Below are 18437 nucleotides of genomic sequence, written 5' to 3'. Positions count from 1 at the left end.
CATTTATTAAAATGACTTTTTATATTTCTAATGTAATAAATGATAATTTTTCATTGTTCTTATTAAATAATTTTAACTTATTAATATTAATTTGTTCTTTTTCAGTAAAAATTGTAATATCATAATTTCCATAACCCCATATCCCAGATATTTCAATTTGATTTAAAATAAATAGTTTAACATTATAAGTTATTTTAATACTATTTTCAACTAAATTTTTAGTCATACTTGTCCAAACCGCCTTAGAATAAATTAATCTATATCGTTGTGAAAAATAGTTTAAATATTCTTCTATTTTGTAGTTAGAAACAATTAAATTAGTTAAATATTTGCCATATTCTCCATCTGATAATTTAATTTCAGCAGGAATAAGAGAAGGAATGCTATTTGTTTCTAATTCATTTGTTATTGATAGTCAATTAAAATAATTTGCTTCTAATTGATAAATGAGGTTTTCTGAAATATCATTATTTTTAACATTTACTTTAATTTCATTATTTTTGTTGTTATTAATATTAACTTGTTGCTTTAAATTTCAATCTGTAATTTGTCCAGTTTTAGGTGAAATAAATGGTGTGTTTGGTTCACTATCATTATTTCATCGATAAACAGATTTAAAATAAATATTGATATTAAATTCTCATCACTCATGATTAAAAATATTTACATCAATAACTAAATCTGGGTAAGGATGTAGACCTATTTTTAGTTTAAGTTTAAATCTATTATAACTATCTAAAATCTTTTCTTGCAAATCAGAGTGTTTAAATTTAATAATTCTTCAATCATCAGTTTTTTCACCACGCCACACTACAAAATAATATTTATTATCAACTGTATTAAATGGTTGGTCATCAGGATGAACTTCTTCTCAATAATTTATTGATGTTGGTGGAGTAGAGCCACCACTAAAATTAAAATATGATGAATTTAATTTAACTTTACAATGTTCAAATTCTCAATATCCAGTTTCTACCTCTCTTGGATTAGATATTAATTCAAAATAATAAGGGGCAAATAATTTAACATCATCATTATAGCCTTTATTAATTGCATATTTACTATATGTATAATTTGATAACATATAGATAATTTGTTTAAATTTTTTAACAGCACTGTCATTAAGCGATGTAGGATTATCTAGTTTTCAGTTCTCAAATAAACCATCAATAACATCTTCTGGTTTTTGTCCTTCAAATTTTTGGCGTAATTCAGCCGCTTTATTAGTAGGATTACCTTTTTCATCGTATTTTGCCCCTTGAAATTTACGGTCATAATTATAACGATATGTTAAATAATTCAATAAAACTTTATCTAAACCATTTTTATTTATTAAATCTAAAATATCTTTACCTTGAATATAGTTTTTTGCAATACTTCATGATAAAAAACTTTCGGTAAATCAATATTGAAATACTCTTAAATTAGGGTTTGTTTCAATGGGCATTGATAGTAAAGGTACTAAACTAGCGTTTTCAATATTTGATGATGGATAAGAATAAACACCATTGACATTGCCTCAACACTTAATATTTCCAAATAACATTGATTTAGGGTATTTAATTTCAATCCCAGTAAAAACAGTATCTTCGGGCAATGATTTTTGTAAAACTAAATGAATACTATTTTGGTTTTTTCATTTAAAGTCAGTTATTTTAACTAAATGAGTAGATTTGATAATGTCTACACCATTAGGTGAATAAGGGCGTTTATATTCTTCAATGATATAACATTCATTTTTATTTTTTTCACTAATTGGTTCATTGATAGAAACTATTTTTAAATCATAAGATTCTATAAATTTTTTGTCTTTTTTTGAAATATCATTAATTAAAATATCTTTTTCATCAATCATTACATAACTTGTACTATTATCTTGGACTGTGGTATTTTGTTGAATTTGTAATTTAAAATTAAAATCACTAATTTCATACCCGATAATTTTAATATATTCATCTTTGTCAATAAAACCGATTTTAACGCTATTTTGAGAGTAGTTTAAGGTTGGTTTTTGCTTTGTCTTAACAAGATTATTAATTTTATAAATATATAAGGTTCTTGCACGATCTTCAGTAAATAACTGTTCTAAATCGGGGTCACTGTACTGCGATTGACTAGCAAAATCTAATGGAATACTATCAATTGAATAGTCAATTGGTTCATCATTTTCTGCTAATTGTGCTAACATTTTTTCAGATGGTTTTAACATTATTCTTGTTCTCCTTCTTCATTAGACATATTGATAATAGTTTCGTTGTTTTTTAATTGTCTGTTTAAAGTAGCATTTACTGGTAAACGAACATCAACAATTAACTCATCAATATTCTTAATATTGAATGTTCTACTGTTTAAAATCGCATTATCATATTTAATTAACTTAATAATAAATTCAGTTAATTTAATTTCTCTAATATATATCATTTGTTCGTATGATGCGTTTGTTTGAATATTTACACCAGCAACTTCTGCCTGAGTTTGTTGAGCCCCCTTAGCAATGGCGGGAACATGATGGCGATTTATTTTATAGTAATTTGTTAATAATCAATCATATATTTTAGTTAATTGCTCACCTTTAAAATTACCAGCAATATAGTCTACTGGTTGAAAATTACTATCAGGGTCTCCTTCAACTAATAACAAGTCATTTTCAATAAATGATGCCAGCATTTTACTAATTTCTTGGTCAACCACACCAGTCACGCCGTTAGTATTAATAGTAAATTTACCACTATTTAATAATGGATCTAACATTATCTTTTCAGCAATAATATCTAAAATACTAGCAAATTGTTTACCATAACGAGCAGAAGGCTCAAAATTAGGGTTATTAGGAATAATTTGAATTGGAATAAAATTAAGTGGCAATATTTCTTCTCTTTGTAATGTTGTATAGTTTTTTCATTTAGTATCATCAATATATAGGTCGGTAATAGTACTATATAATCGTGTTTTTAACTTTCTAATAACTTTTACTTGTTTAGTTACATAATCAATTTCTAATTTTTCAGTAATAAAAATACTCTGGTCATTTTTAAGAAAAGGGTCATAAACAAAAGTGCAAGATACTAAATTACCTAATTCATCATATTGGTCATTGTAAAAATCAATAGTAATAAAATTAAGTTTTGAAGTATTAGCAAAAATAAAATATGCACCCTTACCATTCTTATTAATTTTATATTCGTTATATCAATTTTTATTAGTAAAGTCTTGCATCTTTAAAAAGTTATTAATTAATTTAGTATCTAATTGTTGATTAGTAAGTGGATTATAAATGCTAATTTCTAAATCACGTGGATTTAAAAAATTAGCATTATCTTCACAAATTCTTTTTTCTAAAATTTCATTATGTTTTTGAACAGTAACATTTTTACGATTAGTAATCGTTGATGCTAAATTAAGATAATAACTATCAATATCATAACTCTTTTTTAATTTCTTTTTTGCTGGCAACAATCCCATTTATAACACCTCTTTATTTTGTTTCTTCTTTTTTAATAACATCTTCAATACTATCTTGTTTTTGTTGTTTGTTATGTGTTTTGATAAATCTAATTGTTTCAATAATCAAAACTATAATTCCAGCTCCGATAAGCATTGCTGAAACAATAACATATGCTGGTCAAGAAATACCTAATGTTTTTTCTCCTATAAAACAAATAATAATTCCTGCGATAAAAAACAATAATGAAACTCCAAAGATTTTCAAAAACATAATTACATCTTTAATATTTACTTTTGGCATAAAATCATCTCCTTTCTAACTTACTTTTTTTCTTTCAATAAACACAAATCCCAAAGGTCTAAATGTTGCTGGACCATTGACTCCAATATTAATCAATCCATCAGGATTAATAGATAATGCTAAACATGCACTATTAACACCTATTTGATCATATATAACACCTATTGTTTGTATAAAACTATGCCTTGTTTGCAACATCCCTTGACTCTCTAAATCTCCTTTGATATTTTTTCCTGAGGCTCAAATTCTATAAATATAATTTTCTTTATCAAAATTAGGAATAGTATATCCTTTTTGACCAACTTTAAAATCACTAGTATCAACAATTTCTCAATCTGGAACATTTGGTATAACAATTGATTTTTTTAATTCATCTAAAATTTCTTCTTTTATTTTTGCAAGTTTTTCATCTTTAATTTTTTCTATAACAAGTTTATCTAATAAAGCATCAATTTCTAATTGAGTATAATATGCTTCTAAATCAATCATTGTTAAATCAATACCTTCTTCTTGAAAAGTACGAAACATTTTCTTTAAAGTTGTTAAATTAGCCAATGATTTTGCATAGGTAGGCAATAGACCTTGCCATGTTGCCATAGGGTCATTTTGTGAAGAATAATTAATATCACCAACACTCATATTTGCTGAAGTAAAAAACTCAATTGGAATACGATTAAATGTTCAATGCTCAATCGTAATAAACACCATATTAATACAAATTTTCTTTAATAACGGGTCTTTAAATGTTTCAAACTTTAATTTTGAAAATGGATAGTTTAAGTAAGAATTAATCATATTTTGGGATCTTAAAGCAAATGTTTTAAATCATAATTCTACATCACCTTTAAAGAACTTATTATAACGAACTAAAATTTGTGTAATTTTACCTGTCATTGGATTAAAATTATTATAATTTTCCAAAGTAACATTTTGTCATAATTCATTTAACATTTAATCATCTCCTTATCATTTACTTTTTTTAGAATATATTTTCTTTAATATAAATTTTTTACTATTTAGTAATGTTTTTGTTTTAATTGTTTTGTTTAAATTTTGTTTTGTTATTAGTTGCTTGTATGTTTGAAATACTAGTCCATTACCCAATAAACTAGTAACCACACTATCTTCTAGCGTATTTAACAATTTATCTTTATTAAAGTTATTTTTAAATTGTTCTTGCAACTTTAATATCTTAGCAATTGTTCGATATATTTTAAAACTATCTTTTACTATTTGTTGATAAGCAATCGGGGCAAAAGAAACTAAATTAAACAAACTTGTTTTTTTAAATCCCCAGCCAACAAATCACTCACTGTTCATATATAATTTAAACGGTTCAGGAGCCAAAACAAACTGCTCTGCTTTGATTAAGGTTGTCATAACGACAATAGGGGCATATTTGGGGTTTTTATAATATATTGTTAAAGCAACTTCGCCCGCAACTGATAAAGGAACAATTTTTACTGCTAAAAAAACATCAGAACCATAAGCAAAAGGTAATAATTGGCCTTTTTTAATAGCCTTAGTTTCAAATTTAGACAATATTTTTTTAGTTTTATCAGTAATTTTATTAATTACTTTTTGTTTAATGGCAATTATTTGTTTTTCAATTGGGGCTAATAATTTTTTAGTTACTTTTTGAATATAAAAATTTGGGTTTAAATGATTCAAAATTTTATTTAATTTAATTGGTGTTTGATGCAAAATATTTAATAATTTATTATTATATATTTTACTGCCCCGCATTAAATTAGCATTTAATAGTAGATTTTTACCAACACCTTTTTTATGAAGATTAGTCATAATGTTGTATCATTTATTAGTACTAATTTTGCTTATTTTATCAATATTTAATCCATATTCAGACAATCATTTATTAGCATTTTTTTCATTTACGCGTGGTATTTTTTGAACTAATTTAGGGCTTATTTTTTGAATATTTTTTTCAATTTTTAATAAATTATTAATTGTGTTTATTTTAGAAACTTTAAAACCTTTATAAAAATCATTTCGAGCTAATTTTCCAATTGTATATAATAAAGTTTCATTATTAGCCTGCTTTGTAAAATCAAATATTAATTTATCAGATAAAATTTTTTTACCTGTAACTTGCCTTACAATATCTTCTAAATTATTAGCAGTTATTACACCTAATTTTTCAAGTAGTTTAGTTTCTTTTGCTAATTTTAAAATTCTAGTTGTCCGAGAAGCACGCGTTAATTTACCAATTCAGCCAATTGCCGGTAACAAATTTAAGGTGGTACTTTTTGCTGTTACTTCTGATGTTAAACTATCATATATTTGATTTACGGCAAAATCGGTTGCTGTTTCTACTCCAAATGAAATAAATGCTGCAGCGAAATTAGATAAGCCAGCACCCAACCCAACAGCAGAAGCAAGACCACCAGTCAAAACCGATAAACCGAGGGCTAAAACTTGAATTCCTAAAAATTCTAATAATTGTAAACCAAAATTTTTTTCTTGTTGTTGGATTGACAATCTAGTTGGATTTTTTTTAACAGCATAAATAAGGGCTGTTTTAGATGTTCCAATTGGCATATCTATTAAACGAAAAAGTACTATTTTTTAGTACTATTAAGAATTTTTAATTTTAACATCAATCGGATTTGTTTGACCAATAGCGTTGTTTTTAGCTTCAATTTGAACTGCAACAGTTTTATCATTTGTAATATTAATTGGTCAATCTTCACCTTTACTTTCAATAAAGTAATCAAAATCATTTTCAGTTAAAGAACTATCTACTGCTTTTACCGCTTTTAAAACAACATCTTTAAATTGTGGTTTTAACTGTTCGGCCGTTGCTTTTGTTGGGTCTGCAACATGAATAGTTGGTTTATCTAATTTATTAATTTTACTAATATCAATTTTTGCAATAATATGTTTAATAATTCCCTTAGGTTCAACTATTGCTCCACCTAAATATAAAACTCTTTCCATAATTAAAGTATTACCCATACCAGTACCTAACGCAGCAGCACCAACTCTTAACGGAGTATGGTCTTTTTTGCGTAAAATAAGGGGGTCATATTTTTTACTAAATTTAAAGGCAATTGCATTAACTCCATTTGGTAATAATTCAATTGTTCCTTCTGAACCATCTTTATTAATAATTGGTAATTTTTTAGGAACCATATAGTATGTTGTTCCTTCAACAGTTTTCATTGCTCCGCTCGTTGTTATTACACTATTTATTTGGTCGTTTGCTCCAAGTTGTAACTGTAATTTATTACGAATTTCACGAATAAAATCAGCCGAACCTAAAACAACAGTTTCTGATGGAGTAAAGCCATTTTCATATATTTTATCCATAATTTCATCGTGGATTTGTAAAGCATTTGTATCATCCGCTTTTTTTCCTTGAATAGTTGTAACTGTTCCTTTATTAATAATTTCTAAAATTTTATTGCGTTTATAAGCAACCTCAGTATCCATCGCTTGTTCAATATCAGCAGCCCAAAGATTAGGATTAAAATCACTTTCTACGGGATCTAATTTACGAGCAAAAGTTAAAATTGTATCTAATTCAACAATTCCATCTTCAAATTCCACTGTTGAATATTTTAATAAATTATCATCCGTATTAAATACTTGTCCATCTTTTCCCAAACCTTCATTATATTTAATATTTTTCTTTCTTTTATATGTTAAACCAAATTTATTTGCTTCTTTTCACGCAAATAAAGCTTCTCAACTAAATTTTTGTTGATAAGTTTGTAAATATCATTGTTCAAATGTTTCTAGGTCTTGTTTTGTTGCTTGATTAGCAATATCTCCGAAAATTCTTTGTGGGTTTTGTGACATAATTTATTTCCTTCTTTCTATTTATTAAATACATTGTCTGTATCTAAAATATTATTTTCTTTGCTTTTTACTTTTGGTACACCACCAGTATTAACTGTTTGTACCTTAATTAATTCATCATAGACACTTTGTAAGTGTGTTTTAATTACTTCAATATCATCATTAATATCATAAGACTTTAATAAAACATTTTTAAATTCTTCATTATCAGTTAAAGAATTAATAAAGTCAATTGCTTCAATTTGTTTTAATTGAATTGTTTGTTGTTCAATTTGTGAAGTTAATTCAGTATTTTTTGTTTGTAGTTCGTTGATTTGCTGATTATTATTTTCTAAATTACTTGCATTAAATTTTTCAACTTTAGCAGTATTTTCTAAAATAATTTCAGCAGTTTTAATATCTAAACCACCATCTTCATTTTTAATAGGTTCATTATTTTCATCAATAAGAACATATTTTACATTTTTTAATGCCATTATTTTTCCTCCTATTTTTTAATATTTGTATTTGTTCTTTTTCTAATTGCTTTTTGTATAATTTCGAAACTATCGACTCGAAAAGATAAAAAATAGCGTTTAGTTTTTATATTTAACTGATTAAATACTGAGCCTTTAATTTTTATCTCATCATCTTTTTTTAATTTCAAAAACTCGGTTAAAATAGATGGGCTATATATTGATAATGTTGAATAATTTAATCCGTCTCATTGACATTTAGCAGAGCAAGCATCAACTTCAACACCACCAGCAACCAATGCCTTAATTTTAGTTTTAATAGGATTTTCATGTAATCTAACAGTTAATTCTAATTTATTAACTCTTTTATTTTTCATTTTAGGTTTATTGGTTATTGATTTTTTAGGTAAATTACTTTTTGTTTGTGCCATTTTTATCAACTCCTTTTGCTAAAAAATATTGTAAATGTTTCCAAGCATCGTGTTCGTGCTCTGTCATTTTAATATTTCCTTTATAAACATAATTTTTTTTAACAACTGGCGATTGTAAAACATAATTTAAATTAAATAGATATTTGCATAAAACTTTTAAACCACCAATAAATTTAGGAGTAGATAATGGAGTTTTTATTTTTAAACCCTTATGAAGTTGATAATCTTCAATTATTACAATAACTTTATTTAAATAAGAACAAATGTTATTTTTAAATTTATTTAATATTAAATAAATATTATTTATTGCTTCTTCTTCATTTTTGGAATTAAAAGTAATATTATTAATTATTTTCTTTTGCAAAATATTATAAATAATAATGCCAGTTTGTCCAATTCCAGCAGGGTCAATTGCAATAATATATTTTAATTTATTTGGTTTATTTTTTTCTCAATTTGTAATATTTTTCAACCATCTGATGCTAAATCTAAAATATCGTTAATTTTGTAATATTGCATATAAGAAGCAATAACATCTCATTTATCTGCAAATAAATTTAAATACATTTTTGCTCATTCTAAACATTGTAAATCATAATGCTTTTTATGATGTGAAATACGACAGTCAATTGGTTTACAATTAACTCAATCAAATGAAGTTCTTATTTCATTTCAAGTTTTATTGATATATTTACTTTTATATTCTTGCATAATATTTTTTCCTTTCTTTTTATTTATTTTTTAAATAAACAAAAAATTCCTTTGTTGGTTAATGTTTTGATATTTAGTAAATAATGTATTGGATTTTAGTATTTATTTCACCGCCCGCTTCACTCCGGTGGTGAGCGGGGGCGGTAATATTATTTAGACAGAGTTTATCCCCCAAGGAAGTAAAACAGTTTTACCCAGTTATTAATTACGCTTCATCCATCCCTAGACAACTTTATACAAAGAAAATAACCTTTTGGAGCTCCAACCCTCTTGTTTTTTTAGTGTCCGATATTGTTTTTTTCGGTTTAACAGCACTCTTTTTATGAAAACAAGCCAAAAAACACATGCTCTGACATTTCACAAGTGATTAATCTTGTCGAGAATTAAAGAAATAAATAGGAGAGTAAATCCAATCGCCTTCACAATTTCTTTAAGGCTTCGTGCCATAGATGAGTTATCCATCTTTAAGCATCAAAATATTAAGTTTTAGATTGCATTATTCATCGGATAATACCTTTATTTAAAAGGAAATTTATAAAAATATCGTTTATTTTGTGTAGGGAAAACAGAATAATATCTGTTTTATGATAAAAATTCTAAATTTAAAGATACTATCCGATGAATAATGCAAATAAATTTTTGTTTTTTAATATAAAAATAAAAAAACAATTTAACAAGAATTGTTTTTTGCCGGTTCATCGTACAGGACGCCTTAAATTGATTATACAAATATGAAAAATGTTTTTGTAACAGCAATTATGTTAGTGTTAGGCTTAGGAGGGGCGGTTTTTAATTTTAATTTAGGGACTGGTAATTTACAATTTACAGGTGTTGCACTAGCAGCATTTACTGGAATTTTCTTAAATTTATTGTTACCAGATCATCAAAATAATGGTTTTCAATGATGAGAAAAATTAAAGTTATTTATTAAAACACAAAAAGAACAAAAAAGAGAAAAAAAGAGAAAAAAAATAAGAAAAAGTAAGTACTTATAAATGAAAATAAAATAAGAATAAATTTTACTCTCATTTTTCATTAGGAAACTTTATTTTGATGTTTTTATTAATTTTAGTTGCAAATAATAAACTTTTATAGAATAATTATTAAAGAATAATTTGGTTGTTAATTTTGAGATTTAAGGAAGTGATGAGTAGTGTTATTTTTAAAAAAATTAGAGGCATTTGGTTTTAAATCATTTGCTGATCCATTAATAGTCAATTTTGATCATGAAATGATAGGAATTGTAGGACCAAATGGGAGCGGAAAATCAAATATTAATGATGCAATTCGTTGATGCTTAGGTGAACAATCAATTAAATCACTTCGTGGAAATAATAGTGAAGATGTTATTTTTAATGGGTCAGAAACAAAACCAGCATTAAATATGGCAGAAGTTAAACTAATTTTTGATAATACAAACCGGATTTTTGCAATGGACTATGATGAAATCGAAATTATTCGTCGTGTTTTTCGAGGAACTGGTGAAAATGAATATTTTATTAATAAACAACGAGTTCGTTTAAAAGACATTCAGGATTTTGCAATGGATAGTGGTTTAACAAAGTCATCATTAGCAATTATTTCACAAGGAAATATTAATGCTTTTGCAGAAGCAAAACCATTAGAACGACGTGCTTTATTTGAAGAAGCTGCTGGGGTTGCAAAATATAAACGCCGTAAATTAGAAGCTTTAAAAAAATTGGACCGTTCAAATGAAAATTTAGCACGTTTAAAAGATATTTTAAATGAAATCGAACGTAAATTATCAAGTTTGAAACGACAAAGTGAAAAAGCAATCAAATATACAACATTAAAAGATAAATTAAATCAAATTGAATTAGCTGTTTTAGTAAAAGATATTACTTTTTTTAATGACAAATTATTAGAATTACGTTCACAGCAGAAAAAAATTATTAGTACAAAACAAGATGCTGATCGAGAATTAAAAAATAAAGAAATTGAATATAATGAATTAAACAAAGAAAACTTTAATTTGGATAGTAAAATTAATGTTTTAACTAAAGAATTTCAAAGTTTAGTTTCAGAAATTAGTGATTTAAAAGTACATAAAATTGAATTAGATAATAAAGAAGCAGCTTTAAAAATGTCTAATAATGATATTACTATTACTAATATGGTTAATGATTATAATGAATTAACCGTTAACTTACAAAATGAACGTGAAAAATTGGCAACATTAGAAACACAGCAACAAGAATATCGTGCTCAACGTGAAACTTTTAATACAAAGCAAGCTGGGCTAAATGAGCAATTAGGAGCAATTAATAAAACAATTATTCGTTTAGAAAGTGAATTAGAACGTACACAACATAATTTTGAAAATCAGGATAATTTACATGAAGGTGTTAAAAATATTATTAATAATAAAAATGTTTTGCCTGGAATTATGGGATTAGTTCAAGATATTATTAATGTTGATGAAAAATATGAGCAAGCAATTGTGACTTCTTTAAGTGGGCGTTTACAAGATATTTTAGTTAAAAATGTTGATAGTGCAAAACGAGCAATTTCATATTTAAAACAAAACCGTGCTGGACGAGCAACATTTATTCCGTTAGATGTAATATCGCCACGCTATCTTAACAGTGATGAAGAATTTGTAATTAAATCAGTGCAAGGATATTTAGGCTTAGGAAATAATTTAGTTAAAGTAAAAAAAGAATTTTGAATTGCAGTTGATTATTTACTAAGTCGTTATTTGATTTGTACTGATTTTGATAGTGCACAAGAAATTGGAAAGTTAACAAAATATCGTTATAATATTGTTACATTAGATGGCGAAATTGTTCGCCCGCAAGGAGCTGTTACAGGGGGTTCTCGACGAACACGGATGACCATTGTTAATCCAGAAAAAGAATTAAGAATTCTTAATGAAAAATTAGCAATGCAAACTAAAGAATATCATCATATTTTAAAACAATTAAATATGCTTCGACGACAATTAGATGAAATTAATGAAGTTATTGCTGAAAATCAAGCTTCAATTGGGGCAGGGAAACGACAAATTGAAATTATTATGTATGACCAAACAAAGTTGCAAAATGAATATCAGTTACTAACATCAAAAAATATTAATGAAACAAAAATAGTTAAAAATGAAGCAGTGCTTAATATTACAGATCAAATTAAACAAAAAGAACTTTTAAAAACAAAAATTGAACAACAATTAAATGTTGCCCGTAGTTTAAAAGATAAGCAGTCATTAGTAATCAATGAGCTTAATAATCAAATTGGAGAAAAACGATATTATATTTCAGCTTTGCAAGAACAAATTAGCAAAATGAATACTGATTTATCGATTATTAATGTTAAAATTCAGCAAAATCTAACAAGACTAACAGAAGAATATCAAATGACATATGACCATGCTAAGACATTGGAATTAAAGGTAATTGATAATGAAGATTTAATTCGTGATGAAATTAAACAGTTACGAAGTGACTTATCTCAAATTGGCAATGTTAATTTAGAAGCAATTGAAGAATATAAAGAGGAAAATGCTCGTTTTCAATTTATGAATAATGAATATAACGATGCAAATGATTCGGTTAAAAACTTGTTAAAGTCAATTGATGAAATGAATAGTATTATGAAAGAACAATTTGATAAAACAATTAAAGAAGTAAATGAGAATTTACCATCAACTTTTGAAGTATTATTTGGGGGTGGTTCAGCAAGAATTATTTATACTGAACCAGAAAATTTATTAGAAACAGGAGTTGATATTAAAGTATCACCACCAGGGAAAAATATTACTAATTTAAATTTATTATCTGGAGGAGAAAAATCATTGGTTGCTTTATCAGTTCTTTTTGCGATTTTAAAAGTCCGACCAATTCCATTAGTAATTTTAGATGAAGCAGAAGCACCATTAGACCCAGCAAATGTTGAGCGATTTGCTAAGTATATTCGTAGTTTTGTTGATACCACTCAATTTATTGTTGTTACCCATCGCGTTGGAACAATGGAACATTGTGATGTATTATATGGGGCAACAATGCAACAAAAAGGAGTTACAAAAATTGTTGGAATTAAATTACAACAAGCTGCTGAAATGATTAAAGAATTTGAGAATAAACTTGAAAATAAAAAAGCATAAATTATTTATGATTTTTTATTTTTTTGATACAATTAGTATAAATAAGTTTTAAAGAAATAAAACCATATAAAGGGGAGGAAACTTAACGAATGAAGCCAAACGAATCTACTAAGGCTGTTAAGGAAAAGAAAGAAAAAAAACATTTTCTTAAGAGTGTAGTAGGAGAGATTAGCCATCATAAAATGTTTACTTTAGTTGGTTCTGCTTTGATATTAGTAATATCAATTATTATTTGAACAATTGCATCGGCGAGTAATGTAATTGTTGCTGGAGGGAGTACATCAGTTGCCCAAGTAATGGCAAATATTACGGAACAATATAAACGTGATAATAAAGAAGATATTTTATATAATTCATTAGGAAGTGCTGCTGCCTTAGTTGGTGTAAAAAATGGTAGTTATGCTTTTGGTTTTTTATCAAAAGATGTTAATTCAACGCCTAAACCAGGGGATAACCGCTCTAATGCTCAACAACTATGAGCAGATTATCATACTGGTCGTTTTGTTTTTGCCCGTGATTATATTATCTTGGTATATCATTTACCAAATGGTTGTCAAATTAAACCACACCAAGATTCGTTACAATTTCAAAGTTTTTTTGGTGGAGAAGGAACTGAATTAATTCGTAAGATTTATACTAATCCAAATTTTACTTGACAACAAGCTTTTGGTTCGCAATTAGTTTGTAGTAGTGGTAGCAATAAATTTTATACTTTAACACGTGAGTCTGGAAGTGGGACAAGAGATTTTTTTGAATCAGCAGTAATTAAAAGCAAAAAATATGAAACAAATCAAGTAGCTTCATCAAATGGTTCAATGTATCAAGCAATTTTAACTACTCCTGGGTCAATTGGTTATATTTCTTTTTGATATATTAAAAGAATTATTAGCAATGAAGATTTAGGGGCAAAAGCAATTGCTAGTGTTATTAGTAAAGGAAGTACAGAACCAGAATTACCATATAAAGTTATTGATAATAATTATGAATTTAATCCAGCTTATTCTTTAACAAGACCCTTTACTGGAATTATTAATTATCAAGGAAAACAATTCAATAATGCCTTACCTTTTATTGCATGAATGTTAGATCCATTACCATATTCAAAAACAAAATCAAAACTACGAAATGGGAAAGATAATCCTTATTATGACTCAAATTTTAAGTTAAGTCCACATGATGCTGCATATTGATATATGGAAGAAGGCGAAAAACCATTATCAATTGATGACTTTTTCTTCCGAAAGTATAATAATAATACAACTTTTGCAAAAAGTGGAAGAACAACTGATAGTGAAAAAGTAGCTTGAAATTTTAAATCAGATTATCAAAGTATTTGAGATATTATTGTGAAAAAATTTCCCGAAAAATATCAAGCATATTTTGAATATGAATATAACGGAATGGAGAATTAACTATGGCCAAGAAAGAAGTCACGAAAGAAAAACAACCGTTTTCCCAAAAAATGACATTATGAAAAATTCGTTTTACAAATAATTTTCGCGGACGAAAACAAATTATTGATTTTACTTCAAAAATTATTATTTATTGTTTTGCGATTTTAACAATTTTAATTTTATTAACTCTAGTTGGTTTTATCATTTATAAATCAATTTATTTCTTCCAACATTATTCTGGTGGTTTTTGAGGCTTTTTATCAGGTAATACTTGAAATGCTAATAATAGTCAATTTGGTATTTGACGAATTATTATTGCAACATTTTTTGTCTTATTAATTGCTTTACTATTTGCAATTCCATTAACTATTTTTTCATCATTATATATTTCAGAATATTTAAGTCCAAGGATTAAACGTAAAGTGATTGGTATTATCCAATTGCTAGCTGGAATTCCATCTGTTGTTTTTGGATTATTTGCTTTAGCAATTTTAGGACCGCTTTTCATGTTAATGGGCGCTCCTTCAACCTCAAACTTATTAGTAACATCAATTACTTTAGCTTTTATGGGTTTACCAATTATGATTTCATTATCAATCAATGCTTTAGAAAATGTTCCTGATTCATATCGCTTTGGTTCATTAGCATTAGGATTAAGTAAAACCCATACAAATTATCGTATTGTTTTACGTTCAGCTTGATTTAAAATTATTACTGCTATTATGATGGGAGTTGCACGGATTATTGGAGAAACAATGGCGGTGATGATGATTGCTGGAAACGCACCAGATGGTTTAAAACTTGGAAATGGTTTTATTAATTTTATTTTTTCATCAATAGCAACTTTAGCATCAACAATTGGATTAGAAATGTTGGAAAATTCAGGGCCAATGCATGAATCAGCATTATATGCAATTGGACTAGTATTATTTATTATCGTCTGTATTATTAATATTTTTATTATTTCATCACAAGCATTTCATAATCGAAAACGAAACTATCATGCTCGTAAAACAACAAAAGGTTTACGATTAAGTAAATCATATAATGCTAATAAAATTAATAAGTTATTTTATGAACATATTGAAAAAACAAGGGGTTTGAAAAAGTTTAAAGATGGAATCGGAATGTTCTTTTTAATCTCTTCAACTGTAATTGTTGTATCATTTACATTAGTTATTTTAGCTACAATTATTTGAAAAGGATTATTTGGAATGGTATGAAGTGATCTAATTTCAACATCAACCTTTGATGGCGGAGTAGGAATTCTTTCAACATTTTTAGTTACTCTGTTATTAGTTATTTGTTCAATAATTTTTGCGATACCATTATCATTAATGGTTGCCATTTATTTAAATGAATATGCCCGTCCAAATAGCATTTTTGCAAAAGTGGTGCGTTTTGCAATTGATGTTTTATCATCAACACCAAGTATTATTTATGGAACTTTTGGATTAGCTTTCTTTATTGGTATTTGTCGTTTACCATTATCCATTTTAAGTTCTGCTTTAACCTTAACAATTGTTATTTTACCAATTATGATTCGTAGTATTGAGGATGCTTTATCAGGTGTTGAAAACTCATTGCGACATGCCTCGTTAGCATTAGGAGCTAACAAAACATCAACAATGCTGAAAGTTGTTTTACCAAATGCGATGCCAGGTATTATTACTGCCATTATTTTAGCAATTGGGCGTGTTATTGGTGAATCAGCGCCAGTTTATTTAACATTAGGAACCGCGGTACGGTTACCAATTGCTGGATTTATGTCACCAGGGGCAAGTATGACAACACAAATTCTAATGCTCTCGAAAGAAGGAGCAACAGCAGGAGCAATGCGAATTATGTTTGAATTAGCTTTTGCGATTATGGTTTTAATTTGGTTATCAAATAGTTTGACCCATATTTTAGGGAAGAAATTTGCACCAAATTATGTTAATATTGGATTTAGAGCGAAGTGAAAAAATCGAATTAATAACTTGAAATTTTTCTTTTCAAAAGAAAATTATCTTCATCAAAAACAAAGTTTTAATAATTTTTGAAAAAAATTTGTACCAAAGAAAAAACAACGCCATGAAGAAAATAAGACGAAGAAGGGGGAAAAATAATGGATCCAAAAGTAATTATTAAGAATCCAACATTTGATTCATCAGATAATAATCCAGATTTAATTAAAGTAAAAAATGTTGACTTTTTTTATAAAGGAAACAAGAAGGCTCTTTTTAATATTTCAATGAAAATTAAAGAACATACTGTTACTGCTTTTATTGGTTCCTCAGGATCAGGAAAATCAACATTATTGCGTTTATTTAATCGAATGAATGATGTTGAGCCAAAGTCAATTTTTAAAGGTGAAATTTTAATTAATGGGAAGAATATTTATAGTCCTGAAACAGATATTGTTAAATTACGAACAGACATTGGGATGGTATTTCAAAAACCTTCACCTTTTCCAATGTCAATTTATGATAATGTTGCTTATGGACCACGGAATCAAGGAGTTCGTGATCGAAAATTAGTTAATAGTATTGTTGTTGAAAGTTTAAAACGAGCAGCATTATGAGATGAAGTAAAAGATAATTTACGAGATTCTGCTTTTGCATTATCGGGGGGACAACAACAACGTTTATGTATTGCCCGAGCAATTGCGATGAAACCTAAAATTTTGTTAATGGATGAACCAACCAGTGCATTAGATCCAATTTCAACATCAAAAATTGAGGAATTAATTACCCAACTAAAAAAAGATTTTACAATTGTTTTAGTAACCCACCATATGCAACAAGCCGCACGAGTTGCTGATTATACTGCTTTTTTTGCAAAAGGGAAATTAATTGAATATAATAAAACTAAGATTATTTTCTCTCGCCCGGCTAATAAAAAAACAGAAGATTATATTACTGGGCGTTTTGAATAACGAAAGGAGGGGGACAAAATATGAGCATAAAAATTGAAAATGATTTAGCACAAACAAAACAAATGATTATTGATATGATTGCAATGACAAAAAAACAATATGATGATATGGTTAAATGTTTAGAAACAAATGATGTTGAGCTTGCTCAAAGTGTTATTTCCGCTGATGAAACAATTAATAAAATGCAAGAGGCTTTCATTGAAGTTTCACTATGAAAAATTGCAAAACAACAAATGGTTGCAAAAGATTTACGACGAATAGTTGGTTTCATTTTGATTGTTAAGGAAGTTGAACGTATTGCAGATTATGCAAAAAGTATTTGTCGTTATTATATCAAATATAAACCTTCAACAAAGTTAATTAATTTTTTAAAAAAATTAGTTGCAAAAGTCATTGAAATGTTAACAAAAGTGTCAAATATTTTTGAGGAAGAACGAATTGAGTCAGCATATAATATTTTAAAATATGATACTGAATTAGACAATATTTATAAAGTTGAAAATGATGCTTTAATTGAAAAAATTCGTGAAGCAAAATCAAAAGAAGAAATTAAAGTTATTACTTTAACAATGCAACAATTACGTTCAATTGAACGTGCTGGAACACATATCATTAATATTGCTGAAACATTAATTTATATTATTGAAGGAAAAATTTATGATTTTGAATTACCAATTTAATATTGTCTTCATGATGAAGATCATTTTTAATGCAAAATTATCAATGAATTTTTACTACTTGTAGTTTTATATTTAATATAATTAAATTTATTACTAAATAGTTAAAAATAAAAGTATAATTTATAATGAATATAAAAAAATAAAAAAGGTGACAAAAAGATA

General features: G+C 26.7%; 16 protein-coding genes. 6 read left to right on the top strand and 10 right to left on the bottom strand.

Going from position 1 to position 18437, the window contains the following annotated elements; genetic code table 4:
- Window positions 1-19: 19 nt before the first annotated feature.
- The 10 genes from ACZ91P_RS10620 to ACZ91P_RS10575 are packed head-to-tail and all read right to left on the bottom strand — an operon-like array spanning window position 20 to window position 9164.
- Window positions 20-2209, bottom strand: a complete 2190-nt coding sequence (locus ACZ91P_RS10620; RefSeq protein ID WP_465155840.1) for a hypothetical protein — start codon at window positions 2207-2209, stop codon at window positions 20-22.
- The gene (locus ACZ91P_RS10615) at window positions 2209-3462 is read right to left on the bottom strand and encodes a hypothetical protein (RefSeq protein ID WP_465155838.1); all 1254 of its coding nucleotides are present in this window, start codon (window positions 3460-3462) and stop codon (window positions 2209-2211) included. The genes ACZ91P_RS10620 and ACZ91P_RS10615 overlap by 1 nt, the downstream gene beginning before the upstream one ends.
- Window positions 3463-3475: 13 nt before the next feature.
- Window positions 3476-3745, bottom strand: a complete 270-nt coding sequence (locus tag ACZ91P_RS10610; RefSeq protein ID WP_465155836.1) for a hypothetical protein — start codon at window positions 3743-3745, stop codon at window positions 3476-3478.
- A 15-nt stretch (window positions 3746-3760) separates the two neighbouring features.
- Window positions 3761-4696, bottom strand: coding sequence for a hypothetical protein (locus tag ACZ91P_RS10605; protein WP_465155834.1), 936 nt, complete (start codon window positions 4694-4696; stop codon window positions 3761-3763).
- Between the two features lie 12 nt (window positions 4697-4708).
- On the bottom strand, window positions 4709-6304 hold the full coding sequence (locus ACZ91P_RS10600) for a hypothetical protein (protein WP_465155832.1): 1596 nt from the start codon (window positions 6302-6304) through the stop codon (window positions 4709-4711).
- 36 nt (window positions 6305-6340) lie between these two features.
- Entirely contained in the window at window positions 6341-7567 is a 1227-nt protein-coding gene (locus tag ACZ91P_RS10595) for a hypothetical protein (RefSeq protein ID WP_465155830.1), read from the bottom strand.
- 17 nt (window positions 7568-7584) lie between these two features.
- Window positions 7585-8043 (bottom strand): hypothetical protein, encoded by a 459-nt coding sequence (locus tag ACZ91P_RS10590; protein ID WP_465155828.1) that lies wholly within the window; start codon window positions 8041-8043, stop codon window positions 7585-7587.
- 11 nt (window positions 8044-8054) lie between these two features.
- Window positions 8055-8453: a hypothetical protein gene (locus tag ACZ91P_RS10585; RefSeq protein WP_465155826.1), complete on the bottom strand. Its 399-nt coding sequence runs from the start codon at window positions 8451-8453 to the stop codon at window positions 8055-8057.
- Window positions 8434-8925 carry a hypothetical protein gene (locus ACZ91P_RS10580; protein ID WP_465155824.1) on the bottom strand — a complete coding sequence of 164 codons (492 nt, stop codon included), beginning with the start codon at window positions 8923-8925 and terminating at the stop codon, window positions 8434-8436. The genes ACZ91P_RS10585 and ACZ91P_RS10580 overlap by 20 nt, the downstream gene beginning before the upstream one ends.
- Window positions 8880-9164 (bottom strand): hypothetical protein, encoded by a 285-nt coding sequence (locus tag ACZ91P_RS10575; protein WP_465155822.1) that lies wholly within the window; start codon window positions 9162-9164, stop codon window positions 8880-8882. Before ACZ91P_RS10575 ends, ACZ91P_RS10580 begins: the two co-directional genes overlap by 46 nt.
- Window positions 9165-9895: 731 nt before the next feature.
- On the opposite strand from ACZ91P_RS10575, the gene ACZ91P_RS10570 reads away from it, so the two are divergent.
- The 6 genes from ACZ91P_RS10570 (at window position 9896) to phoU (ending at window position 18275) form a co-directional block, all read left to right on the top strand.
- Entirely contained in the window at window positions 9896-10159 is a 264-nt protein-coding gene (locus ACZ91P_RS10570; protein WP_465155820.1) for a hypothetical protein, read from the top strand.
- Between the two features lie 158 nt (window positions 10160-10317).
- Window positions 10318-13284 (top strand): chromosome segregation protein SMC, encoded by a 2967-nt coding sequence (locus ACZ91P_RS10565; protein ID WP_465155818.1) that lies wholly within the window; start codon window positions 10318-10320, stop codon window positions 13282-13284.
- Between the two features lie 89 nt (window positions 13285-13373).
- Complete coding sequence (ptsS, locus tag ACZ91P_RS10560; protein ID WP_465155816.1) at window positions 13374-14696, top strand: phosphate ABC transporter substrate-binding protein; 1323 nt, start codon at window positions 13374-13376, stop codon at window positions 14694-14696.
- Between the two features lie 50 nt (window positions 14697-14746).
- Window positions 14747-16786 carry a phosphate ABC transporter permease PstA gene (gene pstA, locus ACZ91P_RS10555; RefSeq protein WP_465155814.1) on the top strand — a complete coding sequence of 680 codons (2040 nt, stop codon included), beginning with the start codon at window positions 14747-14749 and terminating at the stop codon, window positions 16784-16786.
- Window positions 16786-17595 (top strand): phosphate ABC transporter ATP-binding protein PstB, encoded by an 810-nt coding sequence (gene pstB, locus ACZ91P_RS10550; RefSeq protein WP_465155812.1) that lies wholly within the window; start codon window positions 16786-16788, stop codon window positions 17593-17595. Before pstA ends, pstB begins: the two co-directional genes overlap by 1 nt.
- A 20-nt stretch (window positions 17596-17615) precedes the next feature.
- Window positions 17616-18275, top strand: a complete 660-nt coding sequence (phoU, locus tag ACZ91P_RS10545) for a phosphate signaling complex protein PhoU (RefSeq protein ID WP_465155810.1) — start codon at window positions 17616-17618, stop codon at window positions 18273-18275.
- Window positions 18276-18437 lie beyond the last annotated feature (162 nt).

Source organism: Spiroplasma endosymbiont of Halictus nicosiae, assembly GCF_978018445.1.
Note: the sequence above shows the minus strand (reverse complement) of the source record. Positions and strands in the feature narration are given on the sequence as shown.